We start from the raw sequence: 24,564 nt of genomic DNA on the forward strand, positions 1-24,564 counted from the left end.
GTGAGCGAGCAGCCGGTGAGTGAGCGGACGTGCGGCCGGCCCGGCTGCGAAGGGTCGTACGAGGACGTGGGCGGGGGCGAGCTGTACTGCGACACCTGCGGCCTCGCCCCGGCCGAACAGACCTCCGGGTCCGCCGGGTCCAAGAGCGTGCCCGCGCAGGGGTCGGGTGAGGGGCCCGCGGGTGAGCGGACGTGCGGCCGGCCCGGCTGCGAAGGGTCGTACGAGGACATGGGCGGGGGCGAGCTGTACTGCGACACCTGCGGCCTCGCCCCGGCCGAACAGACCTCCGGGTCCGCCCGGTCCGGGAGCGTGCCCGCGCAGGGGGCGGGCGCGGTGGCGTCCGGGTCCTCCGCGCTCGGCGCGGCCGGCGCCGACAGCGGCAGCGTGCGCGGCGGTTCACCCGCCAGTTCGCGGACGTCCTCGCGCTCCTCGCAGTCGCGGCGCTCGGTCTCCGGCAGGCTGTCGCGGTCGCTCACGGGCCGGTCGACGGGCCGCTCGGTGTCGGTGCGCAGCTCTGGTTCGACGGCCTCCTCCTCCGGGCGGGGCCGGCTCGGCGCCGGACTCGTCGAGGTCCCCGGCGTGCCGCGCCCGGACCCGCGCGCGATGGTCCTGGAGAACCCGGAGGTGCCCGAGCGCAAGCGGTTCTGCTCGCGCTCCGACTGCGGTGCCCCGGTGGGGCGTGCGCGCGGCGAGAGGCCCGGCCGGACCGAGGGGTTCTGCACGAAGTGCGGTCACCCGTACTCGTTCGTGCCGAAGCTGCGCACGGGTGACGTCGTGCACGGCCAGTACGAGGTGATGGGCTGTCTGGCGCACGGCGGGCTCGGCTGGGTGTACCTCGCCGTGGACCGCGCGGTGTCCGACCGCTGGGTCGTCCTCAAGGGTCTGCTCGACACCGGCGACCAGGACGCGATGGCGGCGGCGATCTCCGAGCGGCGCTTCCTCGCGGAGATCGAGCACGCCAACATCGTGCGCATCTACAACTTCGTGGAGCACCTCGACCAGCGGACGGGTTCGCTGGACGGGTACATCGTCATGGAGTACGTGGGCGGCAAGTCGCTCAAGGAGCTCGCCAACGGGCGCCGTACGGCGGACGGCAAGCGCGACCCGCTGCCGGTGGAGCAGGCCTGCGCGTACGGCATCGAGGCCCTGGAGGCGCTCGGTCATCTGCACAGCCGCAATCTGCTGTACTGCGACTTCAAGGTCGACAACGCGATCCAGACCGAGGACCAGCTCAAGCTGATCGACATGGGTGCCGTGCGCAGGATGGACGACGACGAGTCGGCCATCTACGGCACGGTGGGCTACCAGGCGCCCGAGGTGGCCGAGGTGGGCCCCTCCGTCGCCTCCGACCTGTACACCGTCGCCCGGACGCTCGCCGTCCTGTCCTTCGACTTCCAGGGCTACACGAACGTCTTCCTGGACTCCCTGCCCGACCCGGACAACATCGAGGTCTTCCGCCAGTACGAGTCGTTCTACCGGCTCCTCGTGCGGGCCACCGACCCCGACCCGGCCCGGCGGTTCGCCTCGGCGCAGGAGATGTCCGAGCAGCTGACGGGTGTGCTGCGCGAGGTGGTCTCGCTCCAGACGGGGCGGGCGCGGCCGGCGCTGTCGACCCTGTTCGGGCCGGAGACCAGGGTCACCGACACCGAGCTGTTCGAGAAGGCGGCCGGGGACGTGTCGAGGCTGGGGGGCCGCGTGGTCCCCGTACGGGCGAAGAAGGGCGCGCTCGCGCCGCCCGTGGGAGTGAACGGGGCAGGGCCCCTGCCGCCCGGCCCGCCGGCCTCCGCCGCCCTGGTCAGACCCGTCCGGGCGGCGGCCACCGCGCTCGCCCTGCCCGTGCCGCGGGTGGACCCGGGCGACCCGAACGCCGGTTTCCTCGCCGGGCTCATCGCGTCCGCGCCCGCGGAGCTGATCGCCGCGCTGCGGGCGGCCCCGGCCCCCTCTCCGGAGCTGCGGCTGCGGGAGCTGCGGGCGCTGCTGGAGATGGACGGGACGAGCGCCGCGGGTTCGGCCGTCGACGCGCTGGAGGCGGATCACCCGGACGACTGGCGCGTGGTCTGGTACCGCGGGCTCACAGCGCTCGCGGCCGGCGAGAACGAGACCGCGGCGCTGTCCTTCGACGCGGTCTACGACGCCTTCCCGGGCGAGCCCGCGCCGAAGCTGGCCCTCGGGGTGTGCGCCGAGGTGCTGGGCCAGCTGGACAACGCCGCCGAGTACTACCGGCTGGTGTGGACGACCGACCCGAGCTATGTGAGCGCGGCGTTCGGGCTGGCCAGGGTGCAGCTCGCGGCGGGCGACCGCGCCGGTGCCGTACGCACGCTGGAGTCCGTGCCTGAGTCGTCGATCCACTACACGGCGGCCCGGGTCGCCGCCGTGCGGGCGCGGTTGCGGCAGCGACCGGTCACCGAGGCGGCGGCACCGTTCCTGGACGAACTGACCGCGGCTGCCGGGCAGGTGGAGGCGCTCGACGGCTTCGGTCTGGACGCGGTGCGGCGGGAGCAGTTGTCGACGGAGGTCCTCGGCTCCGCGCTGGACTGGGTACTCTCCGGTAGCCAGGGTTCCGCTCCGGCTTCCGGAGTGGGAACCGCGCTGCTCGGCAGTGAGTTGGACGAACGTGGCCTCCGTTTCGGCCTCGAACGTTCGTACCGGACGCTGGCCCGGCTCGCGCGGGGCGGCGAGGAGAGGATCGACCTGGTGGAACGCGCAAACCGTTACCGCCCCCGGACGTGGGTGTGATTGATGTCCCAGATGCCCCAGCCGACGGCCCTTTCGCGGTGCCCCAGTTGCGAGGAGCCGCTGGAGGCGGCCGACCGTTTCTGCGGTGCCTGCGGCTACGACCTGTCGACGGTGTCCGCACCGTCGCAGGACCACCCCGCGATCGCCGTGAACGGCGGCGCGGCCGGTCTCCCGCCGGCCGCCCCGTCCGTGGACTGGCCGCTCGCGGAGCAGCCGGGCAGCACGGACACACCCGCGCCGGTGCACCGTGCCGCCGACATCCAGGGCACCGATTCGGGTGGCTCCGAACTCCCGCACCCGGAGCACCCGGTTCACGCGCATCACCCTGACCAGGAAGAACACGCGGAACGCCCTGAACACGCGGAACACGCACAGGGTGATCCGGCGGGCGTCCGGCCGCCGGCCCCCAGGCGGCCCTCGGGGCAGCCCACGGGCGTGCGCTTCGACCGGCCCTCGGAGCCCGACGAGTACCCGCTCGCCCCGCCGGCCGGCGGCACCGGCCGCGAGGTCCCCGCCGATCCGCGGACCGGAGACCTCCCGGCTCCCCCCGCGGGAGCCAAGCTGTGCGTGGCCTGCCGCGCGGGCCAGGTGGACACCGACGGCTACTGCGAGAACTGCGGACACGCGCAGCCACGGGAACGGGACCACATGGAAAAGGAGTTGGGCGCGGTCGCCGCGGTCAGCGACCGGGGCCTGCGCCACCACCGCAACGAGGACGCGTTCGCGGTCTCCTCGACCGCGCTGCCCGACGGCTCCCCCGCCGTCGTGGCGATCGTCTGCGACGGGGTCTCCTCCGCGACCCGTCCGGACGAGGCCTCGCTCGCCGCCTCCCACGCGGCGAACGAGGCGCTCCTCGCGGCTCTTCCGCTGGGCACCCATCCGCAGACGGCCCTGCACGAGGCGATCGTCGCTGCCTCGGAGGCCGTCAACGCGCTGGCGGGACCGGACACCGCGCAGGGCGAGCACGCCCCGCACGTGAACGCGCCCGCCTGCACCATCGTCGGCGCCCTGGTGACGCCCACGCTGCTGATCGTCGGCTGGGTCGGCGACAGCCGCGTCTACTGGGTGCCCGTCGACCGCACCTCGCTGCCGGCCCGGCTCACCGAGGACGACTCGTGGGCCGCGCAGATGGTCGCCGCGGGCCTGATGAACGAGGCGGAGGCGTACGCGGACGAGCGTGCCCACGCGATCACCGGCTGGCTCGGCGCCGACGCCTACGAACTGGAGCCGCACACCGTCTCGTTCAAGCCGGACCGGCCGGGTGTGGTCGTGGTGTGCACCGACGGGCTGTGGAACTACGCGGAGACGGCGGAGGAGATGGCCGAGATCGTCCCGCTCGACGCCGCCGACAGGCCGCTGCACGCGGCCCAGGTTCTGGTCGGCCACGCCCTGGACGGCGGGGGCCACGACAACGTAACAGTGGCCGTCATGCCGTTCCCCGCCCCCTCGCAGGGGGCAGGATCGGCCTGAGGCCGCGAACGAACGGGGGCGGCCGCGGACCGGAGGGGACCGGTCCGCATCCAGTCAGCACCTCCGCCGGGGGCGGAGGCCCGAGGGGGACACAGTAGGCATGGCCAATTTCTCGAAGTCGAACGTGCCACAGTTCTCGGTCGACGTGTACCAGAACGAGTACCTGCCGGAGGGCGGCCGCGAGGTCAACGCGATCGTCACGGTGAGCGCCACCGGCGGCGGCACCGTCGGAAGCGCGGTCGCGGCACCGCACCTGTACACGGCTGGCCAGGCACCGGACGCCGCCGTGGCGATCATGGTCGACTGCTCGGGCTCGATGGACTATCCGCCGGCCAAGATGCGCAACGCCCGCGACGCCACGGCCGCCGCGATCGACACCGTGCGCGACGGGGTCCACTTCGCCGTGATCGGCGGCACGCACGTCGCCAAGGAGGTCTATCCGGGCAACGGACGGCTCGCGGTGGCGGACCCGGCCACCCGCGAGCAGGCCAAGCAGGCGCTGCGCAAGCTGAGCGCGGGCGGCGGTACGGCGATCGGCACCTGGCTGCGGCTCGCCGACCGGCTGCTCTCCTCCGCGGACGTGTCGATCCGGCACGGCATCCTGCTCACCGACGGCCGCAACGAGCACGAGTCGCCCGAGGACCTGAGAGCCGCGCTGGACTCCTGCGCCGGACACTTCACCTGTGACGCGCGCGGGGTGGGCACCGACTGGGAGGTCAAGGAGGTCACCGGGATCGCCTCGGCGCTGCTCGGCACCGCGGACATCGTCGCCGACCCCGCCGCCCTCGCCGCCGACTTCACGCACATGATGGAGACGGCCATGGGCAAGGAGGTCGCCGACGTGGCCCTGCGGGTGTGGACGCCGGTCGGCACCGAGATCAAGTTCGTCAAGCAAGTGGCGCCCACCGTCGAGGAACTGACGGACCGTCGCAGCGTGGCCGGCCCCCGCGCCGGCGACTACCCGACCGGGTCCTGGGGCGACGAGTCGCGGGACTACCACGTGTGCGTCCAGGTCCCGACGGCCGCGATCGGCCAGGAGATGCTCGCCGCCCGGGTCTCGCTGGTGATCCCGCACAGCGACGGCTCCGTGCAGAACCTCGGCGCGCAGGGGCTCGTACGGGCCGTGTGGACCGACGACATGGCCGCCTCGACGACCATCAACCCCCAGGTCGCGCACTACACCGGCCAGGCCGAACTGGCACAAGTCATCCAACAAGGCCTCGACCTTCGCAAAGCGGGAGATGTCGACGGAGCAACGGCCAAGCTGGGACGGGCCGTTCAACTCGCCGGAGCCTCCGGAAACGCCGATACCGCGAAACTCCTGGCGAAGGTGGTGGACGTGGTCGACGTCGCGGCAGGTACTGTGCGATTGAAAGCGCGTGTCGCGGAAGCGGACGAGATGACCCTCGAGACACGGTCCACAAAGACTGTTCGTGTAAAGAAGTAGGGGAAGCAGCGAGCCCGGTTCCCGTCGGGATCCGGAGAAACCCGGTCATGACGACCGGAAAAGGAAGGGGGAAGCGCCGACATGCCGACATGCCCGAACGGACACCAGTCGGGTTCCGACGATTGGTGCGAGATCTGCGGTCACCGCATGGCCGGTGCGGTGCCCCCGCTCCCGCCACCGCCGCCGCCCGGCGCCGGATACGGCTACCCGGCGCCCGGTTCGCCACCGCCCGGGCCCGGTGCCCGGTCCGGCGTCCCGGACCCCAACGCCGAGCTCTGCCCGCAGTGCCGCACGCCCCGTGAGGGCGCGGCGCCGTTCTGCGAGGAGTGCCGGTGGAACTTCCTGACCAACACCGCGACCTCGTACACACCGGCGGCACCGCGTCCGTCGGCGGGCGCTCCGGGCGGTCCTGGCGGCCCCGGCGGCCTGGGCATTCCCGGCGTACCCGGTGTTCCCGGTGGACAGTCGCCGTACGGCGGCCCCGGCGGCCAGAATCCTCCGCCCCGGTTCCCGCAGCCCGCCACGGGACAGCCGGGCGGTCCGGGTGCCCCCGGCCCCGGTCACGACCCGTTCGAGTACCAGAGCTCGCGGCCCTCGCAGATGAACCGGCCCGCCGAACCGATCCCGCCGGGTCCCGGGGCCCAGCCGTACGGCGGCCCCCAGGGCTACGGCGGCGAGCCGTCCCGCCAGCAGGCGCCGCCCGCGTCCGGTGACCCCGGCGCCCCGCGGCAGGCCTACACCCAGCAGCCCTCCCCGCCGCCCTTCACCCAGGGCGGAGCCCCGCAGCAGGGCGGCCCCGGGTCCGGCGGTCCGGGCTTCGGCGGCGGTGACGACGACTGGGTGATCACCCCGCCGTCGTCCGGCCCGCCCGGCGGCCCCGGTGGCATGGGCGGCCAGGGCGGCCCTGGTCAGGGAGGCGGCTACGGCTATCCGCAGCCCGGCGCCACCCAGGCCCCGCCCGGACCCGGCTACCAGCAGCAGCCGCCTCAGCAGCAGCAGTCGCTGTCCTGGAGCGCGACCATCGCGCCGGACCGTGAGTACTTCATGGCGATGATGCAGCGCTCCGGGCCCGAGGCCGCGGGCCTGAACCTGCCCGCGTACTCGCCGGAGCTCCAGCGCCCGCTCCTCGGCAACCAGATCACGATCGGCCGCCGGCGACACTCCACCGGCGAGTCCCCGGACATCGACCTGTCGGTGCCGCCGGAGGACCCGGGCGTCTCGCACCAGCACGCGGTCCTGGTCCAGCAGCCGGACAGCACCTGGGCGGTCGTCGACCAGAACTCGACGAACGGGACCACGGTCAACGGCGGCGAGGAGCCCATCCAGCCGTTCGTGCCGGTGCCGCTCCAGGACGGCGACCGGGTGCACGTGGGCGCCTGGACGACGATCACGATTCGACGGGGCTGAGCACGCTCCCGCCGGGCCCACCGTGGCCCGGCGGGTGTCCGGCCGGGACGGATCTCAGGGCAGCGGCCAGGTGTACGGCCCCTCGGGGTCGTCCAGCCAGGCCCGGGCGCCCTCCTCGCCGACCGTGACCCCGTACCGCTCGCGCTGCGGCTGCCCCTCGCTCTCCCACAGCGTGTAGGCGTCCCTCGGATCCAGCCGGCCCGCCGTCAGGGCGAGCAGGAACCGGAACAGATCGTGGCCGCGGGCCCGGCGCGGCACCCCGTCGGTCCGGGCCGGCTCCGGCTCCGGTCCGGACCGGGTGGCACCGCGCAGCGGCACGAAGAAGGCGGACGTGTGCAGGAAGCGTCCCTCGGCACGGCCCTGCCCCTCGGTCTCCAGCGCGATCAGACCGGTGGCCAGCGGCGCGAGGACGCGTGCTCCCGGGCCGCACTGGGTCAGCCAGGGGCGCGGGATCGTGGTGAGCGTGCAGGTGGCCACGATCCGGTCGAAGGGAGCGCGCTCGGGGACCCCGCACGCTCCGTCGCCGGTGACGACGGTCGGGTGGTACCCCGCCAGAGCCAGATGGTGCCGGGCGGACTCGGTGATCTCGACGTCGAGGTCGACCGTGGTGACCAGCTCGTCGCCGAGACGGTACGCGAGCAGGGCCGCGTTGTAGCCGGTCCCGGCACCGATCTCCAGGACGGCGTCCCCGTCCCGCACCTCCAGCTCGGCGAGCATCTTCGCCATCAGCGACGGCTGGCTGCTGGAGGAGACCAGTTCCCCGTCCCGCACCCGGGTCGCCAGCGGGGCGTCCGCGTACGCTCCGCGCAGCCAGCGGTCCCGGATCCGCGGGTCCGGGTCCTCGCCCCACAGCCGCTCGTAGCCGCCGGTGACACCGACGAAGTAGTACGGCACGAAGAGGTGCCGCGGAACGGCCTCGAAGGCCTCCCGCCAGACGGGATCACCCTCCCAGGCCCCGCTCCGCTCGATCTCGCGCACGAGGGCCGCCCGCGCCGGATCGGCGGGGTCCTCGGGTCCGGGGCCGGTTTCACGAGCGTGCGCGCCCATACCTCCACTGTCCTGCCGAACCCGCCCCGGGGCGAGCGCCGGGCCGGCCACGCGCGTGCCCCCCGTGCGGAGACCTAAGCCTTGAGTCCTCGGCCGCCCCGTCTGAGAACATGGGGGCGTGAAAGAGATTCGGCGCGGCACGCTTCAGGAGCAGACCTTCTACGAGCAGGTCGGCGGCGAGGAGACCTTCCGGCGCCTCGTGCACCGTTTCTACGAGGGTGTCGCCGAGGACCCGCTGCTGAAGCCCATGTACCCCGAGGAGGACCTGGGCCCGGCCGAGGAGCGCCTCACGCTGTTCCTGATCCAGTACTGGGGCGGCCCGACGACGTACAGCGAGAACCGCGGCCACCCCCGGCTGCGGATGCGGCACGCGCCGTTCAAGGTGGACCAGGCGGCGCACGACGCCTGGCTGAAGCACATGCGGGTGGCCGTCGACGAGCTCGGCCTCTCCGAGGAGCACGAGCACACGCTGTGGAACTACCTGACGTACGCGGCGGCCTCGATGGTGAACACGGCGGGCTGACCAGCGCTCCCGGTGACCGGTCACACACGCCGGTCACGGGGGCGTGGTGCGCGTGTGGGGTCACCGAGGTGTGACGCGCCGAGGGGGATCGCCGAGGTGCGGTGCGCGTGCGGGAGTCACCGAGGTGCGGCGCACGCATGGGGGTCGCCGAGGCCCGGCGCGCCCGTGGGAGTCACCGAGGTCCGGTGCGCGCGTGGGGGTCAGCGGACGGTGACGCCGAGTGTCCCGAGTCCCGACCGGCGGACGGCGATCGACCCGAACGGTGTCCGCAGCCGCAGCCAGGCCCCCGAGGAGTACAGCGCCAACGGACCGCCGTCAGGGGCCGCGTCGCCCGACGGGCGCTCGTCCGAGGGCACTTGGCCTTCGGCGGACAGAGCCGCGGGCGGCACGGGCCGCAGGAATCCGAGGGACTGCGCCGCGTGCGCGGCCCGCACGGGAAGTCCGGTGTCACCGACCGGCCGGGACCATATCTCCCGCCCCACCCGGTCGAGTTCGGCACGGGTGCGCAGCTCGGGTGCCAACTCCCCGGCGCGCGAACGGAATTCGGCCACCACTGCGGCGACCTCGGCCCGTACGGCGTCCGGGGCGGGCAGCCCCGGCTCCTGCCGCCAGCCGCCCTGGGGCGGCAGCACACCGGCCCACGGGGGCCCGGTGACGGCGGCCGGGACGACGGCTGTGGCCGCCGACTCCTCGACGGACTCCAGGAGTTCACCCGCGGAGACGGTCACGTCGAGCGTGACGTCGAGCCCGCTCTCGTACGGCTTGGCGAGCCGTGCCGTACGGATCGCGAGGACCTCGAACGACGGCGGCCGGCCGAAGACCGCGAGCGTGGTGCCGCCCGCCTTGAGGCGCACGGCGGCCGCGCGGTCGTAGTGGACGAGCCGGGAGAGGAAGGCGGCCAGATCGGCCGCCTCCCCCGCGTCGGCGAGATACAGGACGGTCATGCCGCGACGGCCTCGTCCTCGTCGTCGCGGTACGACTCCAGGAAGTCGCGTTCCTCGGCCGTGATCCGGCGAGGGCGCTGCCGCTCGAAGTCGAACGGCACGATCACCGTCGACGCGGTGACGTAGACCTGGTCGGGGTCCTTGACCTCGTACGTGATCGTGAAGGACGCCGCCCGGATCTGCGTCACCCAGAGCTCGATGTCCACCGGCGCGTGCCGGTGGACCAGCTGACGCTTGTAGTCGATCTCATGGCGCGCCACCACGGAGCCCTGCTTGAAGTCCTTCTCCGGGCGGAACAGGAAGTCGATACGGGCTTCCTCCAGGTAGCGGAGGAACACCACGTTGTTGACGTGGCCGTACGCGTCCATGTCCGCCCAGCGCAGCGGGCAGTGGTAGATGTGCCGCAAGATCGATCAGCCCCGTGTCAGCTTCTTGTAGGTGGCGCGGTGCGGGCGCGCGGCGTCGGCGCCGAGCCGCTCGATCTTGTTCTTCTCGTACGACTCGAAGTTGCCCTCGAACCAGTACCACTTCGACTCACCCTCGTACGCGAGGATGTGCGTCGCGACCCGGTCCAGGAACCAGCGGTCGTGGGAGATGACCACGGCCGCACCCGGGAACTCCAGGAGCGCATTCTCCAGCGACGACAGGGTCTCCACGTCGAGGTCGTTGGTGGGCTCGTCGAGGAGCAGCAGGTTGCCGCCCTCCTTGAGGGTCAGCGCCAGGTTCAGCCGGTTGCGCTCACCGCCGGAGAGGACACCCGCGGGCTTCTGCTGGTCCGGGCCCTTGAAGCCGAAGGCGGACACGTAGGCGCGCGACGGCATCTCGACCTGGCCGACGTTGATGTAGTCGAGCTCGTCGGAGACGACCGCCCACAGCGTCTTCTTGGGGTCGATGTTGGCGCGGCTCTGGTCGACGTAGCTGATCTTGACCGTCTCGCCGACCTTGATCGCGCCGGTGTCCGGCGTCTCCAGGCCCTGGATCATCTTGAACAGCGTGGTCTTGCCCGCGCCGTTCGGGCCGATGACGCCCACGATGCCGTTGCGCGGCAGGGTGAAGGACAGGTCGTCGATGAGGACCTTGTCGCCGAACGCCTTGGAGAGGTTCTGGACCTCGACGACGATGGAGCCCAGTCGCGGGCCCGGCGGGATCTGGATCTCCTCGAAGTCCAGCTTCCGCATCTTGTCGGCCTCGGCCGCCATCTCCTCGTAACGGGCGAGGCGGGCCTTGGACTTGGTCTGACGGCCCTTGGCGTTGGACCGGACCCACTCCAGCTCTTCCTTGAGCCGCTTGGCGCGCTTCTCGTCCTTGCGGCCCTCGACCTTGAGGCGGGAGGCCTTCTTGTCCAGGTACGTGGAGTAGTTGCCCTCGTAGGGGATCGCGCGGCCGCGGTCCAGTTCGAGGATCCACTCGGCGACGTTGTTCAGGAAGTACCGGTCGTGCGTGACGGCGACGACGGCGCCCGCGTACTTCGTGAGGTGCTGCTCCAGCCAGTTCACCGACTCGGCGTCGAGGTGGTTGGTGGGCTCGTCGAGGAGGAGCAGGTCCGGAGCCTCGATCAGCAGCTTGCAGAGCGCCACGCGGCGCTTCTCGCCACCGGAGAGGTTGGTGACCGGCCAGTCGCCGGGCGGGCAGCCCAGCGCGTCCATGGCCTGTTCGAGCTGCGCGTCGAGGTCCCAGGCGTTGGCGTGGTCCAGGTCGTCCTGGAGCTTCCCCATCTCCTCCATGAGCGCGTCCGAGTAGTCGGTCGCCATCAGCTCGGCGACCTCGTTGAAGCGGTTGAGCTTGCCCATCAGCTCGGCGGCACCGTCCTGGACGTTCTCCAGCACCGTCTTGGAGTCGTCCAGCTCCGGCTCCTGCATGAGGATGCCGACGCTGAAGCCCGGCGACAGGAACGCGTCACCGTTGGAGGGCTGCTCGATGCCCGCCATGATCTTGAGAACGGTGGACTTACCGGCACCGTTCGGACCGACCACACCGATCTTGGCGCCAGGCAGGAAGCTCAAGGTGACGTCGTCGAGGATCACCTTGTCGCCGTGCGCCTTGCGCGTCTTGCGCATGGTGTAAATGAACTCAGCCAAGAGAAACCGTCCGGACGCTTGAAATCGGCAGTGGGCAGATACACCCCATCTTGCCTGACGGCTACCCCTCGGGGGAAACCCGTTCGGCGCCGCGGCCGTGACCTGGCCTTTCCTCGCCCTCGCTCGTAGCTGATCTGTCACTGGTTGTCGCCGCGGGTCACTGTCGAGCGGCCTCGCACGGCCCAGGGACGGCCCAGGGACGGCCCAGCGATCGCGCGTCTGCCCCAGCGGTGAATAAGAACTCTGGGCGCGACGGTCAATAAGGTCCGCTCGGCCGGCCAGAAGGATCTGCGGGATTCGCAAGCGCGTGTCCACAGTGCCAGAATTGTCCTGAATGGTGGTGGCTGCCATGGGTTTCTACGCCGAGCACATCGTTCCGCGCATCGTCAACGTCGCTTGCGGCATGGGGGAGGCCAAGGAGCTGCGACGCCGGGTGTGCGAAGGCCTGGAGGGCGAAGTCCTGGAGATCGGCTTCGGTTCTGGGCACAACGTTCCCTTCTATCCGCCCGCCGTCACGCGGGTGGCCGCCGTCGATCCCTCGGACGTGGGCTGGAAGCTGGCCGGTAAGCGCCTCGGCGCGACCGCCACCCCAGTGGAGCGCTGCGGGGTGGACGGCCAGTCGCTGCCCTTCGCCGACGACAGTTTCGATGCCGCCCTGTCGACCTGGACGCTCTGCACCATCCCCGACGCGGACGCCGCCCTGCGCGAGGTTCGACGCGTCCTCAAGCCCGGAAGGACCCTGCACTTCGTCGAGCACGGCCTGGCCCCGGACGAGCAGGTACGCCGTTGGCAGCACCGCCTCGACCCGATGGAGCAGCGCGTCTTCGACGGCTGCCATCTCACCAGGCCCATCGTCGACCTGCTCACCTCCGCCGGCTTCACCATCGCCGAACTCGACGTCTTCTACGAGAAGGGTGCCCCCAAGGCCATGGGCGCCGACTCCCTGGGGATCGCCGTATCTCCATGACAGCGGCGCCGCGACTCATCCACCAACGACACCAGCCGGACAGACGGGCGTCGTCACTGGGCGTACGGCGGGATCAGTTCTTCCTGCCGTCCACGATGACCGGCGTCCCGCCGGCGTTCGTACCGCACGGCACCGCGTACACGGGGTTGGACTTCGCGGCTTCCTTGTATGCCTCGAGGCACTGGTTGTACAGCACCTTGTCGCTCAGCGACCTCTCGATGATCTTGTTGGCCGCGGCGATGCCCTCCGCCTCGATCCGCTTGCGCTCCGCCTCCGCCTTGGCCGTACGCGCCGCCTCGGTGGCCCGCTCGGTGGCCTGCTCCTGCTGGATCTTCTTGTCGATCTGGTCCTGCAACTGCTTGGAGGGCCTCACATTGCGCAGGTTGACGGACGTGACGTCGATGCCGCGGGGGGCCAGCCGTTCCTTGATCAGGCCGGCGATCTCCGTACCGATCTGCTCGCGGGCGGACGCGTAGCCTTCCTCGCTGGTGTGCTTCGCGAAGACGTTGCGGATGATCTCGCGGCTGTCCGGCAGCACCAGCCGCCCCTCGACGGCTTCCTCGCTGCCCGCCAGCCGGTACAGCGCGGCCGCCTTGGCCGGAACCACGGCCCACTTGACGGTGACGTCCGCGTAGAGGACGCCGCCCTGCGAGGAGCGGACCTCCACCACGTCCTTGTTGATGAGGTCGAGGTCCACCGGGCGGGTGGAGAAGGACGTGACGTCGGTGAACGGTGACCTGAAGTGGATGCCCGAGGTCATCGGCGTACCGATCTTGCCGAGGGTCACCGGCACGCCGACCTCGGAGGCACTCACGACATGGACACAGGCGAAGACGCCCGCCAAGAGGCCCGCGACGGCACCGAGTGCCCCCCAGAGTCTCCAGCGACCGGCATCGGCACGGCCTCGGCCGACGAGAAACAGCACGACCGCCGCTATGAGCAGCACGATGGACAGCACGAACACGAAGATCCCCCCTGAAAACCTCCACGCGCCCCCTCGGGCGCGCCCCCGGCGCATCGTAGCGATCCGGGCCGGGCTGAGTGCAGGGCAACTGGCGCAGCAATCAGCACAGTTCACTCGAACCCGGTGAACGAGGGAGCGGCGGGCAACGCGGTCCGCGAGGGAGGCGTCCGACGCCGATCCCTGAAGCGACCCTCACCGCGTATCGCGGTCTACAGCACTACCCCTGCACACACGATTCCGGTCAAGTGGCCGACTTCACATGGATCGTTCAGCCTGCGCGATACCCCTCACCAAAACGGGGCGAACCATCCAAGGTTCACCATGAGACCGCCATATGCAGGTAATGAGTCATGAATGCCGCAGGCCCGAGGGCGGCGACCCCAAGATGTTGATCTTGTTGGCCGCTGGTCAGCCGTGTGAAGATCCCCCGGCCGACGAGGTCGGCACAGACCAAACAGGGGGAACTGTTTTGCGCATATCGAGAGTTGGACACCTGACCCTCGTTGCAGGAGCGGCGGCACTGACCATGCTCGCCGCACCCTGCGCCATGGCTGACGCGTCATCACACACCGCGACCCCGTCGACGGTGATCGAGAAGGCGACGGGCACACAGGAAATTCTCAAGGGCTCGGGCACGGTGGCCGCAGAAGGCGCCCGGGTGTCGCTTCCGAACCGCGCCGACGACCCGATCAGCGCGACCAAGGGAGACGCCACCGTCGAACTCGCCCTTCCCGGAGTCGGCGAGAAGGAAGCCTCCAGCACGAGCGGCACGACCGTCTTCGCCGGCCGCGACGACTCGGTCTCCACCGCCGCGCAGGCGACGACGGACGGTGGCTTCCGCGCGCTCTTCACGCTGGACGACGCCAACGCTCCACGGCAGCAGTCGTTCAAGCTGACGCTGCCGACGGGCGCCACCATACGGCCGACCGCCGAGGGCGGCCTGGTCGTCTTCGACGCCTCCGGAAAGATCATCGGCGGGCTGGAGACCCCGTGGGCGAAGGACGCGAACGGCACACCCGTGCCCACCACTTACCAGGTCGAGGGAGACACCGTCACCCAGACCGTGGAGACCGGTGCGAACACCGTGTACCCCATCGTCGCCGACCCGAAGTGGACCTGGGGAATCATCAGCGGAACGGTCTACTTCAACAAGAAGGAGACGGCCCACCTCGCTTCCAATGCCGGGTTCGTGGCTGTGCTGTTCGCGGCCGCTCCGCCGCCGTTCGACGCGTACGGCATCCTGAACGCGGCGAACATATCCCGGGTGGCCTGGAACGCGGGCTCCGACGGCAAGTGCGTAGAGGTGAAGGTTCCGACCTTCCTTCCGTACGAATACAAGGGCGGATACTGCAAGTAGGTCCGCCGTACGTCGCGGGGAACTCGCGGGGGAACATCGCGAGGGGACGTCACGGGGAGTTCACCACGGGGGAGTTCACCCACGGGGAAGCAGAGAGGGCACACGTAGGTTATGGACAGCTTTGCAGGACCGACCATCCTGGTATTGGTTGCCGCGGTGATCGTCGTTCTCAAATACCGTCGGCGCGCGGCTGGGCAGGCTCGCCTGCTCGCGGTCAGCGGAACGCCCGGACGGATCGCCGTGGCCGTGGCCTTCGCGGTCGGCTGCGCCTGGGCTTGGTCGCAAGGTCCCTCGGTCATCAACGCGGGTGTCCTGGGTCTGGGCCTTGCCCTGCTGGCCGGAGCGGCCGCCGAGTTCCTGGCGCGCAGGAGTGCCCGGCGCATGTGATGAGCGCGGGCGGCTGAACGGCGACCCGGCGAGCCCGCCGGACGCGGTCCCGGTCCCCTTCCGCGGGACGGGCGGCTTCTGCATCAGCGGCACGCGCAGGGCGTCGACTCGAACCCGGCAAAGGGCCGGCCCGGGAGGGAACCCCTCCGGAGCCGGCCCTTGTTCCGCGCCGCCGTCCGGCAGTGTCGACGCCGGCCGTGAAGGCCGGCGGCAGTCTGCTTGGATTCCGGAGATGACGACGCGTTCCCCCGCCCCTCGCGCAGACGACGCCGACTCCGACCGCCTGAAGGCCCTGCTGGAGCGTGCGGCCACGGGCCCGGACAGCCAGGCGTGGAGCGACCTCTGGACGGAGCTCTACCACAACGGCTCGTTGGACGTGGCTCATCCGCTGGTGCCGCGCACGCTGGCCGACGTGGCGGAGGCCGGAGAAGCCGGTCAGGCGGCTTCGGCCCTTCATCTGGCCGGCGCCCTTCTCGTCCAGGCCGACCAGCGGTACGAGACCCGGAACCTGCGGCAGCGGTACGCGCCGGACGTCGCGCGCCTCCTGGGCGCCGCCAATCGTTGGCGGCAGGTCACCCCTGACCGGAACGACTACTGCTACCTGGTCGAGGCGGTCCTGAACCTTGAGGGCGACATCCCTTGGGCGGAAGGCCTGGTCTGGGGGCTCGTCAGCGAGGAGTACGAACTCGAGTGCCCCGATCCCGGCGGCTGCACGTCGCTGTGGGTGGTTCTCGGAGAGCGCGGCTTCTTCAGCACGGCGGAGGACCAGGCCGTCTCCGACGGCGGCGAGACCTTCCCTCTGCATCCAGCCGACCCTCGCGCCCTGGAAGGCCTCGGCCGACGCCTGCACGACCTCGCCCTGGCCGACGGCCACGAGGACGTCGCGCACGCCCTGACGTATGCCTTCGGCGAGGCGACCTGCCCGGAGTGCCGACAGCGTTTCTCGGTCGTCGAGCAGGTCGCCACCGCCTCCGGCTGAGAACCGCGTCGCGGGGCCGTGACCTGGGCCAGCCTGACCTGACCGCCCGACCTGACCGCCCGTCCTGCCCTGGCCGGACCTGGCCGTTCACCGGCACTCCGGGACCTCGCCCGGCACCGCACACCACCACCGTCGGCAACGCCCCGCCCCGCCGTCACCACCGCCGTCGGCACCACCCGCCGGCACGGCCCCACCACACGCCGTGACCCACGGGGCCTCGCCTCGTGTCCCGCCTGCCCGAGGAGGACACTTCTTCTTAGGGGCTCCATCAGTCTCCGAGGGGGTTCACCGGGGGCAGCGGCTTCGGAGGTGATCGCGATGACACAGATGACAGCGATGCAGGCACGGACCACGGTCGGCTGGCACGTCGACCTGGAGTTCCAGGAGGACGACCACCGCACCCGCGCGGCCGCCCTGCTGCGTCTCCCCGACGGAAGCGAGGTACGCGCCCACGGCTACGCCAGCCGCCACCCCTCCGACTCGAACCAGCCCAGGGTCGGCGAGGAGGTCGCGGGCGCGAGGGCGCTGAACGAACTCGCCATGCAACTGCTGACGAAGGCCCACGACGAGATCGACGCGGAGTCGGGCAGGACGTCTCACACGCTGAGGTGACACCGGCGTGATCGCGGATCACCGAAGCTGATCCGCTTCGCACCCCCGGGCTCGTTCGAACTCGTCCCGGGGGCTCGGCCGTTGCCGCGCCGAGCCGAGTGGACACCTTCCGGGCCGACACCAGCCGGGCGGACACCTTAGGGGACCCTGCACGATTCCCACACGGATTCCACGCGACTCCCACAGATGCGCTCGATGGGCGCTACAGTCACCCGCGCGCCGATCACCGCACGTCACAGGGCACAAGACGGCAGCGCGAAGGCGTCGGCGCACCCGAGTCGCATCGTTTGGGGGGCTTCATGCGTGAAATGGTCAAAGGGTCGAATGTTTCCCTCGCGGCATTGAGCGAGAACATCGATTCGGTGATCGTCAGTCTGGGCTGGGGGAGCCCGACCGGGGAGGGGGACGCCGATGTGTCCGTCCTCCTGTTGGACGCGAACGGCAAGGTCCGCAGCGACGCCGACTTCTGCTTCTACAACAACCCGGTCGCCGCGGACGGAAGCGTGCAGCTTCTGGGCAAGACGCCGACGGCGGACGGCAACGAGGACCGGATCAGCTTCGACCTGACCGCGGTGTCCTCCGACGTGGAGCGCATCGTCCTGGCGGCCAGCCGTGACGAGGGTGCCCGCTTCGGAGAACTGGACTGCGTGCGGCTGGCGTTGGCGGACGGCGGAGGCGAGGAACTCCTGCGTTTCGCCATCGACGACGCCGATTCGGTGAGCGCGATCATCTTCGGCGAGCTGTACAGGCGCGCGCAGGAATGGAAGTTCCGCGCCGTCGGCCAGGGTTACGAGGCCGGTCTCGCCGGTCTGGCCACGGACTTCGGGGTCGACGTCGACGATGACCCGGTGGCCGAGGAGGCGCCGCCCGAGGCCTCCGGTGACGCCCAGGCGGCCACGGAGGCCATGGAGGCCACGGAGGCGGGAGGGGCCACTGCGGCAGCGGAACCCGAGCCGTCGTCGGCGCCGGCTGCCGTCCCGTCCCCTCGCCGGCCCGAGGACGAGGTCCGGCCGGACCAGGCGGCAGGGCGGCCCCGTACGGCCAAGAAGAAGGTCACCCTGCCCAAGGCCGCCAGGAAGACGCTGGCGGAGAACGAGTCGTGGCGGGACGCACGGCTCTTCCCGGCGTCCGCGCTCAAGAGCGACCGGGAGCGCGAAACACGCGCCACCTCGGTGCTGCTGTCCGTGATGGCCCAGGTGCCCGAGTTCGGCAGGAGACTCACCGCCGCGTTCGGAGCACCGGCCGGCCGTATGGAGACCTTCACCGAGGTCACCCTGCCGCACGGCGACACCCCGCGCCGCCCCGACGGAGTGATCCGCGTCGAGCGGGCCGGCAAGTTGTGGACGGCACTCGTCGAGACGAAGACCAACGGTGCCTCGCTCAGGACCGAACAGGTGCAGGCGTACATGGACATCGCCGCGCGCCGCGGCTACGAAGCCGTGATCACGCTGTCGAACGACGTGGCGCTGGAGGGCAGCCCGCTCGTCGAAGTCAAGATCGACAAAAGGCGCAAGCACAAGGTGGCGCTGTGGCATCTGTCGTGGGCGGAAGTCGCCCATCAGGCGCAGCTGTTGATCCGGCACGAGGGTGTCGGCAACGCGGCGCACGCCTGGCTCCTCCAGGAACTGCTGCACTACCTGCGGCACGAGAACTCCGGCTGCCACGGCTTCCAGAACATGGGACCCGCCTGGGTACCGGTACGCAACGGAATCGACCACGAGACCTTGTGCCAGGGAGATCCACGCGCGCTGGAGGTCGTGGAGAGCTGGGAGCGGCTCATCCGCCAGGTCTGTCTGCGGCTGGGCGGCGAGCTGGGGCAGAAGGTACTGCCCGTCCAGCGCACCAGGCGCGGAACCGATCCGAAGGCTCTCCGCGAACGCCTCGCGGACCAGCTCTGCCTCGACGGGAGGCTTCAGTCGGAGCTGCGCATCGAGGGCACGCCCGGTGTCCTGGCGATCACCGCGGATCTACGAACGGGCAGGCTCCGCACCTCGATCGAGATCCCGGCGCCTGAGCAGGGCTATCCCCTGTCGTCGGCCAAGCGACTGCTCCGGCGCCTGGCCGAGGCCCCCGCGGATCTCCACGTCGAAACCCTCGTGGAGGGCGGCGCGGCGGGCCCGCGAGGCACCCTCGAACGCCTCCGCCCCGAGCCGGCGGACCTGCTCCCCAAGGCCGCCGCCTCCCAGATCACCGGCTTCCGCCTGTCCCTCCTCAAGGGGATGGGAAGCACCCGCGGCAACGCGGAGTCGGGCTTCATCCGGAGCGTCGACGACGCGGTGCACCGCTTCTACACCGGCGTGGTGGTCCAACTGGAGGCGACGGCACCTCGCCGAACCCCGGCCCGGGAGCTGTCGCCGACGAGCTGAGACCCGACGATCGCTCCGGCCGACGGACCGCCCGCACGTCCACGTCGGCCGACTCGACCGAGGGACCGCCCCCGTGCCCGGCACGATCGGCAGCCACCTGGCCGGAAAAGGCGCCCCGAACCCATCAGAGGCCCCTTCCGGGCCCCCGGCATCTGCCGCCGCACCTCGCCGAGGACTCGGCACGTATTCACGCCAGATACGACACGGTCACCCGGCAACCCGCCCGACAGCCGGACCGCCCCGGACCCCTCCCCTGATCCCCGGGAAGGTGTTCGGGGCCTCGCCACATCGAGTGAAACGTACTCCGACCAGCAAAAAGCCCTCCCGAACGGGAGGGCGGAGACTGGCGCCCCCGGCAGGACTCGAACCTGCGGCCAAGCGCTTAGAAGGCGCCTGCTCTATCCACTGAGCTACGGGGGCCGGTTGTGTCGGCCTGTGTCCAGGTGCCCGGGTGTGGGCGGATCCGTGACCTTGCCGGGGACAAGGATAGGGCTCTCGCCTCCCTGCCCCTCATACTGCGCCTCCGTGGCTCGATGTGGAGGTTCAGTGAAGCGGTCCTGATAATCGCAGGCGGGTACGAATCGTGCACCGCTTTTGGCGTCTCGCGCATCGGGTGTTGTGCACTCGTTATGCCTGTGCCCCAGTCATCCCTTCCGCCCCGTGTGTCCTGTCGGCGCGCAGACATACCCATATGCTTCAGAAAGACTCCAAAATTGGGCATTCTTCGCATGTGGTGACCTTGGACGTACGGCCTCAGCTGCTCGACGCACTTTCCGCCCTGCGCGACCGTGTCGCCGCCGCACGCTTTCCGCTGCCCCTGGCAGGGGCTCCACGCGCGCGTGCCAACCGCGACGAACTCCTCGCACAGCTCGACGACTATTTGGTGCCCCGGTTGAAGGAGCCCGAAGCACCCCTTCTCGCCGTCATCGGCGGGTCCACCGGCGCCGGCAAGTCGACCCTCGTCAACTCCCTTGTGGGGCGCCGGGTCAGCGAAGCGGGCGTCCTGCGCCCGACCACTCGGACACCGGTACTGGTGTGCCATCCGGAGGACCATCACTGGTTCAGCGGCATGCGCGTGCTGCCCCAGCTCACGCGCGTGTGGATGCCCCATCAGGAGCCCGGCGACGATCTTCCCGCCCCCAACGGCCGCGGAGAGCGGGTGCTGCGCATCGAGACCGCCGACACGCTCCCCCGCGGCCTCGCCCTCCTCGACGCGCCCGACGTCGACTCCCTGATGGCCGACAACCGGGTGCTGGCCGCCGAACTGATCTGCGCCGCCGACATCTGGGTGATGGTCACGACGGCGGCACGCTACGCCGACGCCGTGCCGTGGCATCTGCTGCGTACGGCCAAGGAGCAGAAGGCGACCCTGGTGACGGTCCTCGACCGGGTGCCGCACCAGGTCGTGTCCGAGGTCTCGCGGCAGTACGGCGCGCTGCTGGCCAAGGCGGGACTCGGTGAGGCGCCCCGCTTCACCGTGCCCGAACTGCCCGAGTCCGCCTGGGGCGGCGGCCTGCTGCCCGCCACGGCCGTCGCACCCCTGCGTACGTGGCTCACGCACCAGGCCCAGGACCCCGGAGCCCGGCACGGCGCCATGGCCCGTACGGCCCATGGTGTCCTCGACTCCCTGAAAGCGCGGATGCCGGAGCTGGCCAGCGCCACCGCCGCGCAGTACGCCGCCGCGACACGGCTCACCGCGGCCGTGGAGGGCGCCTACGACGGCGAGCACACGCGCGCGAAGGGACGCCTCCAGGCCGGGGCCGTGCTCGCGGGGGATGCTCTCAAACGCTGGCGCGCCTATCCCCTCGACTGCACCGCCGAGGAACTGCTGGACGCGCTCGTGGAGAGCCTGTCGGCCCTGCTGCTGTGCTCCGTCACGGCCGCCGACGAACGCGTGGACAACGCCTGGCGCCGGGAACCCGCCTCGGGCGCGCCGGAGCTGACGGACCGTGATCCGGCGCTGGAGAGCGCGGAGCACCGGATCGGTCTGGCGGTACGGCGCTGGCGGCGGGTCCTGGAGGAGTACGCCGAGGACGAGGTGCGCGACCTCGACAAGAGTGTCGCGCCGGACTCGGCGGTGGTGGCCGCGCTGGTCGCCACCGCGCTCCTGGGCGGCCGCAGGGCGCGCAGCGCGGGCGAGGGGCTGGCCGAGCGGATCGGGGCGCACGGCGCGCTGCGGCTGCGCGACAAGGGCGGCCGGCTGCTCACGGAGCTCGTCGACAAGGCAGTACACGCCGAACGCGAGCGACGTCTGGCGCCCCTCGAAGCGCTCGACGTCCATCCGGAACCCCAGGCCGAACTCATCGCCGCGCTGTCCGTACTTCAGAAGGAGAGGTGACCGCGGTGACCGCCGTCACTGACCACACAGATCAGGCCGACCGTCCCGGAGACGGACGCCCGGGAGACAACCCTCCTGGAGACGGAGGTCCGGGAAACGGCCGCCCTGTGGAGGACCGTTCCGAAGGGCGCGCCGAAGACCACTCCAGGGACCCCTCCGGGGACCGCTCCGAGGCCGGCGTCACGGAAAACGCCCCTCCCGGGGAGGACGCACCGGCCGGCGAACGCACCGAGCACGCCGACCGCGACACGACAGGCGGCACGGCAGGCGGCACGGCCCGTCCCGGCGCCGGGACCGCGGAGGACGCCAGGAAGGCCTCTGGGCAGGCCGGCGGGGGAGGTGAGCGGAGCGGGAGCGGGGCGGCCACGCGGAACGGCGGTACGGCCGCACGGGGCGCCCCGCGGAACGCGTCCGCGGCGGAGCCCCACGCGCGCGGGGACGGCAGCGGCCCGGCAGGCGCCGAGGACGGCCCCGTCTGGGACGACGGCCTCATCGCGCGCCGCGTGAGCGAGGCGGCACCCGCCCGGTACCAGACGCCGTTGGCGGAGGCCAAGGCCGGCGTCCCCGCGGTGCCGGCACCGCTCGCGTACGACGCCACGCTCCGGTCGCGCCTGGACGCGCTCCGCGAGCTCGTGGGCCTCTCCCGCGCGCGTCTGGACAGCGGGACGCTCGCCGAGGCGGGCCGGGTCCTGGAGGAGGCGGCCGCGCGCCGCAGGCTCTCCGGGGAACACACCGTCGTCGCCATCGCCGGGGCGACCGGCAGCGGCAAGTCGCAGCTCTTCAACGCGCTCGCGGGCGTGGCGATCTCGGAGACCGGTGTCCGCAGGCCGACCACCTCGGCGCCCATCGCCTGCACCTGGAGCGACGGCGCGGCCACCCTCATCGACCGGCTCGGCATTCCCGGAAGGCTGCGCAGGCGGCCGTTGCAGAGTGCCGAGGCGGAGGCGCAGCTGCGCGGCCTGGTCCTGGTCGACCTGCCCGACCACGACTCGGCCGCCGTCCAGCACCGCGAGCAGGTGGACCGGGTCCTCGCGCTGGTCGACGCGGTCATCTGGGTGGTGGATCCGGAGAAGTACGCGGACGCCGTCCTCCATGAGCGCTATCTGCGGCCGCTCGCGGGGCACGCGGAGGTCACCTTCGTGGTCCTCAACCAGGTGGACCGGCTCCCGGGCGAGGCCGCCGACCAGGTGCTCGACGATCTGCGGCGGCTGCTCGACGAGGACGGCATCGCGCTCGGCGAGTACGGCGAACCGGGCGCGACCGTCCTGTCGCTGTCCGCGCTCACCGGGGCCGGGGTCCCCGAACTGCGCGAGTGCCTGGGCCAGTTCGTGGCGGAACGCGGGGCCGCCGCACGGCGTGTCTCGGCCGATGTCGACGCCGCCGCGGCCCGGCTGCGGCCCGTCTACGCGACGGGGCGGCGGGTCGGGCTGAGCGAGGAGGCGCGGGACGAGTTCGCGGATCGGCTCGCGGACGCGGTCGGCGCCGTGGCCACCGGCGAGGCGGCCGAGCGGTCCTGGCGCCGCAACGCCAACCGCGCGTGCGGCACGCCGTGGCTGCGGCTGTGGCGCTGGTATCTGGAGCGGCGCGAGCCCCCGACCGGGCGTCTGCCCGTGCGCGCTCCGGCGGACGAGGAGGCCACCGCGCGCCAGCGCGTGGAGCAGGCGGTACGGACGGTCGCCGACCGGGCCGCGTACGGGCTCCCGGCGCCCTGGGCGCAGGCGGTGCGGGAGGCGGCCGTACGGGGTGCCCAGGGCCTGCCCGAGGCGCTGGACGACATGGCGGCGCGCGCGACGGCACCGGCGGGACGCCCGCCCAGGCCGGGCTGGTGGCCCGTCGCGGTGCTGGCGCAGGCCGCGATGACGATCGTCCAGGTCGTCGGCGGGCTCTGGCTGGTGGGCCAGATCATCGGGGTCATGTCGCCGAATCTGGGGGTTCCCGTACTGCTGATGCTGTCGGGCATCGTCGGCGGGCCCGCCGTCGAGTGGGCCAGCAGAATGGCGGCCCGGGGGCCGGCGCGGCGCTACGGCCTGGAGGCGGAGAGACGCTTGCGCGAGGCGGCCGCCGGATGCGGGAGGGCCCGGGTGCTGGATCCCGTGGCGGCGGAGCTGCTGCGGTACCGCGAGGTGCGGGAGCAGTACGTGCGGGTCACGGGGGCTCCGGCGGCTGGGACCACGGCGGGTACCCCGGTCGGGTGACGCGGATTTCCACAACCTTGCGGCGGCCCACAGCGCCGAGCGGGCCCGGCCCGGCGGAGGCAGTCTGATCCCGCGGCGATCGCAGCGCATGCGATCGCCGCGGCAGACGCAACCGCACGGGAGGGATCGACGATGAACGAGACGATGGTGTGCGCGGTGGGCAATGTGGCGACACGGCCCGTGTACCGGGACCTGGCGAACGGCGCCTCGGCGCGGTTCAGGCTGGCGGTGACCTCGCGGTACTGGGACCGGGAGAAGAACGGGTGGACGGACGGGCACACCAACTTCTTCACGGTGTGGGCCAATCGCGCCCTCGCCACGAACGTGGGGGCCTCGGTGTCGGTGGGCGATCCCGTCATCGTGCAGGGCAGGCTGAAGGTGCGCACCGAGACGCGCGACGGGCAGAGCTGGACGTCGGCGGACATCGACGCGGTGGCGATCGGCCACGACCTCTCCCGGGGTACGTCGGCCTTCCGCCGTCCGTCCAAGGAGGGCGAGCCGGCTGCGGCGCAGCGCCCCGAGCCCCGTTGGGAATCGGACCCGGACGCGGTGCCGGAGGGTGTGCCCCAACCACGTCCGGAACCGGTCGGGGTGACGTGATGTCAGAGAGAGGCCCGATCTGACCGAACTGCGGCTTATCGACAAATACACGGCGAACAGCCAACGTTGATTTGTCGATAGGCGCAGCTCACGGAACTGATCGCGATAACGATTCCGAGTCGGATCGGTTATCGGACGACATGACCG

At 71.5% G+C, this 24,564-nt stretch carries 19 protein-coding genes and 1 tRNA gene; 14 read left to right on the forward strand and 6 right to left on the reverse strand.

Annotated elements, in window-relative coordinates:
- From ACZ4AA_RS02885 to ACZ4AA_RS02900, 4 genes are all read left to right on the forward strand, one after another.
- Nucleotides 1-2,736, forward strand: coding sequence for a serine/threonine-protein kinase (locus ACZ4AA_RS02885; RefSeq protein ID WP_467594167.1), 2,736 nt, complete (start codon nucleotides 1-3; stop codon nucleotides 2,734-2,736).
- A gap of 3 nt (nucleotides 2,737-2,739) precedes the next feature.
- Complete coding sequence (locus ACZ4AA_RS02890; RefSeq protein ID WP_467594170.1) at nucleotides 2,740-4,206, forward strand: PP2C family serine/threonine-protein phosphatase; 1,467 nt, start codon at nucleotides 2,740-2,742, stop codon at nucleotides 4,204-4,206.
- 100 nt (nucleotides 4,207-4,306) lie between these two features.
- Complete coding sequence (locus ACZ4AA_RS02895; RefSeq protein ID WP_467594172.1) at nucleotides 4,307-5,653, forward strand: VWA domain-containing protein; 1,347 nt, start codon at nucleotides 4,307-4,309, stop codon at nucleotides 5,651-5,653.
- Between the two features lie 81 nt (nucleotides 5,654-5,734).
- Nucleotides 5,735-7,060, forward strand: a complete 1,326-nt coding sequence (locus ACZ4AA_RS02900; protein WP_467594175.1) for an FHA domain-containing protein — start codon at nucleotides 5,735-5,737, stop codon at nucleotides 7,058-7,060.
- 54 nt (nucleotides 7,061-7,114) lie between these two features.
- Here ACZ4AA_RS02900 and ACZ4AA_RS02905 read toward each other — a convergent pair whose 3' ends face one another.
- Nucleotides 7,115-8,107, reverse strand: a complete 993-nt coding sequence (locus tag ACZ4AA_RS02905; RefSeq protein WP_467594178.1) for a methyltransferase domain-containing protein — start codon at nucleotides 8,105-8,107, stop codon at nucleotides 7,115-7,117.
- Between the two features lie 118 nt (nucleotides 8,108-8,225).
- Between ACZ4AA_RS02905 and ACZ4AA_RS02910 the strand changes: the two genes are divergently transcribed.
- Entirely contained in the window at nucleotides 8,226-8,630 is a 405-nt protein-coding gene (locus ACZ4AA_RS02910; RefSeq protein WP_355984332.1) for a globin, read from the forward strand.
- A gap of 200 nt (nucleotides 8,631-8,830) precedes the next feature.
- Here the strand turns inward: ACZ4AA_RS02910 and ACZ4AA_RS02915 are convergent, their stop codons facing one another.
- From ACZ4AA_RS02915 to ettA, 3 genes are read right to left on the reverse strand one after another with little or no spacing between them, the layout of a single operon-like run.
- Nucleotides 8,831-9,574, reverse strand: a complete 744-nt coding sequence (locus ACZ4AA_RS02915; RefSeq protein ID WP_467594182.1) for a DUF8010 domain-containing protein — start codon at nucleotides 9,572-9,574, stop codon at nucleotides 8,831-8,833.
- Entirely contained in the window at nucleotides 9,571-9,981 is a 411-nt protein-coding gene (locus tag ACZ4AA_RS02920; protein WP_355763110.1) for an acyl-CoA thioesterase, read from the reverse strand. The genes ACZ4AA_RS02915 and ACZ4AA_RS02920 overlap by 4 nt, the downstream gene beginning before the upstream one ends.
- Nucleotides 9,982-9,987: 6 nt before the next feature.
- Complete coding sequence (gene ettA / locus ACZ4AA_RS02925) at nucleotides 9,988-11,652, reverse strand: energy-dependent translational throttle protein EttA (RefSeq protein WP_467594185.1); 1,665 nt, start codon at nucleotides 11,650-11,652, stop codon at nucleotides 9,988-9,990.
- Between the two features lie 334 nt (nucleotides 11,653-11,986).
- Here ettA and ACZ4AA_RS02930 point away from each other — a divergent pair, with 334 nt between their 5' ends.
- Nucleotides 11,987-12,619, forward strand: a complete 633-nt coding sequence (locus ACZ4AA_RS02930) for a class I SAM-dependent methyltransferase (RefSeq protein ID WP_467594187.1) — start codon at nucleotides 11,987-11,989, stop codon at nucleotides 12,617-12,619.
- Nucleotides 12,620-12,692: 73 nt separating this feature from the next.
- Here ACZ4AA_RS02930 and ACZ4AA_RS02935 read toward each other — a convergent pair whose 3' ends face one another.
- Nucleotides 12,693-13,577, reverse strand: a complete 885-nt coding sequence (locus tag ACZ4AA_RS02935; RefSeq protein ID WP_467594192.1) for a prohibitin family protein — start codon at nucleotides 13,575-13,577, stop codon at nucleotides 12,693-12,695.
- Nucleotides 13,578-14,130: 553 nt separating this feature from the next.
- On the opposite strand from ACZ4AA_RS02935, the gene ACZ4AA_RS02940 reads away from it, so the two are divergent.
- From ACZ4AA_RS02940 to ACZ4AA_RS02960, 5 genes are all read left to right on the forward strand, one after another.
- On the forward strand, nucleotides 14,131-14,940 hold the full coding sequence (locus tag ACZ4AA_RS02940) for a hypothetical protein (protein WP_467594195.1): 810 nt from the start codon (nucleotides 14,131-14,133) through the stop codon (nucleotides 14,938-14,940).
- A gap of 111 nt (nucleotides 14,941-15,051) precedes the next feature.
- Nucleotides 15,052-15,327, forward strand: coding sequence for a hypothetical protein (locus tag ACZ4AA_RS02945; RefSeq protein WP_467594200.1), 276 nt, complete (start codon nucleotides 15,052-15,054; stop codon nucleotides 15,325-15,327).
- A 232-nt stretch (nucleotides 15,328-15,559) separates the two neighbouring features.
- Complete coding sequence (locus ACZ4AA_RS02950) at nucleotides 15,560-16,306, forward strand: hypothetical protein (RefSeq protein WP_467594203.1); 747 nt, start codon at nucleotides 15,560-15,562, stop codon at nucleotides 16,304-16,306.
- A 318-nt stretch (nucleotides 16,307-16,624) separates the two neighbouring features.
- On the forward strand, nucleotides 16,625-16,918 hold the full coding sequence (locus tag ACZ4AA_RS02955; protein WP_467594206.1) for a DUF1876 domain-containing protein: 294 nt from the start codon (nucleotides 16,625-16,627) through the stop codon (nucleotides 16,916-16,918).
- Between the two features lie 299 nt (nucleotides 16,919-17,217).
- Complete coding sequence (locus tag ACZ4AA_RS02960) at nucleotides 17,218-19,284, forward strand: TerD family protein (RefSeq protein WP_467594208.1); 2,067 nt, start codon at nucleotides 17,218-17,220, stop codon at nucleotides 19,282-19,284.
- Nucleotides 19,285-19,628: 344 nt separating this feature from the next.
- On the opposite strand, the gene ACZ4AA_RS02965 is transcribed toward ACZ4AA_RS02960, so the two are convergent.
- Nucleotides 19,629-19,704 (reverse strand) — tRNA-Arg (locus tag ACZ4AA_RS02965).
- 310 nt (nucleotides 19,705-20,014) lie between these two features.
- On the opposite strand from ACZ4AA_RS02965, the gene ACZ4AA_RS02970 reads away from it, so the two are divergent.
- The 3 genes from ACZ4AA_RS02970 to ACZ4AA_RS02980 all read left to right on the forward strand — a co-directional run bounded on the left by ACZ4AA_RS02970 (nucleotide 20,015) and on the right by ACZ4AA_RS02980 (nucleotide 24,417).
- Entirely contained in the window at nucleotides 20,015-21,622 is a 1,608-nt protein-coding gene (locus ACZ4AA_RS02970) for a dynamin family protein (RefSeq protein WP_467594211.1), read from the forward strand.
- Nucleotides 21,619-23,817 carry a YfjP family GTPase gene (locus ACZ4AA_RS02975; protein WP_467594214.1) on the forward strand — a complete coding sequence of 733 codons (2,199 nt, stop codon included), beginning with the start codon at nucleotides 21,619-21,621 and terminating at the stop codon, nucleotides 23,815-23,817. The genes ACZ4AA_RS02970 and ACZ4AA_RS02975 overlap by 4 nt, the downstream gene beginning before the upstream one ends.
- A 132-nt stretch (nucleotides 23,818-23,949) precedes the next feature.
- Nucleotides 23,950-24,417 carry a single-stranded DNA-binding protein gene (locus tag ACZ4AA_RS02980; RefSeq protein ID WP_467594217.1) on the forward strand — a complete coding sequence of 156 codons (468 nt, stop codon included), beginning with the start codon at nucleotides 23,950-23,952 and terminating at the stop codon, nucleotides 24,415-24,417.
- Nucleotides 24,418-24,564 lie beyond the last annotated feature (147 nt).

This window comes from Streptomyces sp. NPDC024698, from assembly GCF_055559015.1.

Coding starts and splice junctions, on each gene's coding strand:
- ACZ4AA_RS02890 (WP_467594170.1), top strand. CDS start 2,740: ATGTCCCAGATGCCCCAGCCGACGGCCCTTTCGCGGTGCCCCAGTTGC.
- ACZ4AA_RS02895 (WP_467594172.1), top strand. CDS start 4,307: ATGGCCAATTTCTCGAAGTCGAACGTGCCACAGTTCTCGGTCGACGTG.
- ACZ4AA_RS02900 (WP_467594175.1), top strand. CDS start 5,735: ATGCCGACATGCCCGAACGGACACCAGTCGGGTTCCGACGATTGGTGC.
- ACZ4AA_RS02905 (WP_467594178.1), bottom strand. CDS start 8,107: ATGGGCGCGCACGCTCGTGAAACCGGCCCCGGACCCGAGGACCCCGCC.
- ACZ4AA_RS02915 (WP_467594182.1), bottom strand. CDS start 9,574: ATGACCGTCCTGTATCTCGCCGACGCGGGGGAGGCGGCCGATCTGGCC.
- ACZ4AA_RS02930 (WP_467594187.1), top strand. CDS start 11,987: ATGGTGGTGGCTGCCATGGGTTTCTACGCCGAGCACATCGTTCCGCGC.
- ACZ4AA_RS02940 (WP_467594195.1), top strand. CDS start 14,131: ATGGCTGACGCGTCATCACACACCGCGACCCCGTCGACGGTGATCGAG.
- ACZ4AA_RS02945 (WP_467594200.1), top strand. CDS start 15,052: ATGGACAGCTTTGCAGGACCGACCATCCTGGTATTGGTTGCCGCGGTG.
- ACZ4AA_RS02950 (WP_467594203.1), top strand. CDS start 15,560: ATGACGACGCGTTCCCCCGCCCCTCGCGCAGACGACGCCGACTCCGAC.
- ACZ4AA_RS02955 (WP_467594206.1), top strand. CDS start 16,625: ATGACACAGATGACAGCGATGCAGGCACGGACCACGGTCGGCTGGCAC.
- ACZ4AA_RS02960 (WP_467594208.1), top strand. CDS start 17,218: ATGCGTGAAATGGTCAAAGGGTCGAATGTTTCCCTCGCGGCATTGAGC.
- ACZ4AA_RS02980 (WP_467594217.1), top strand. CDS start 23,950: ATGAACGAGACGATGGTGTGCGCGGTGGGCAATGTGGCGACACGGCCC.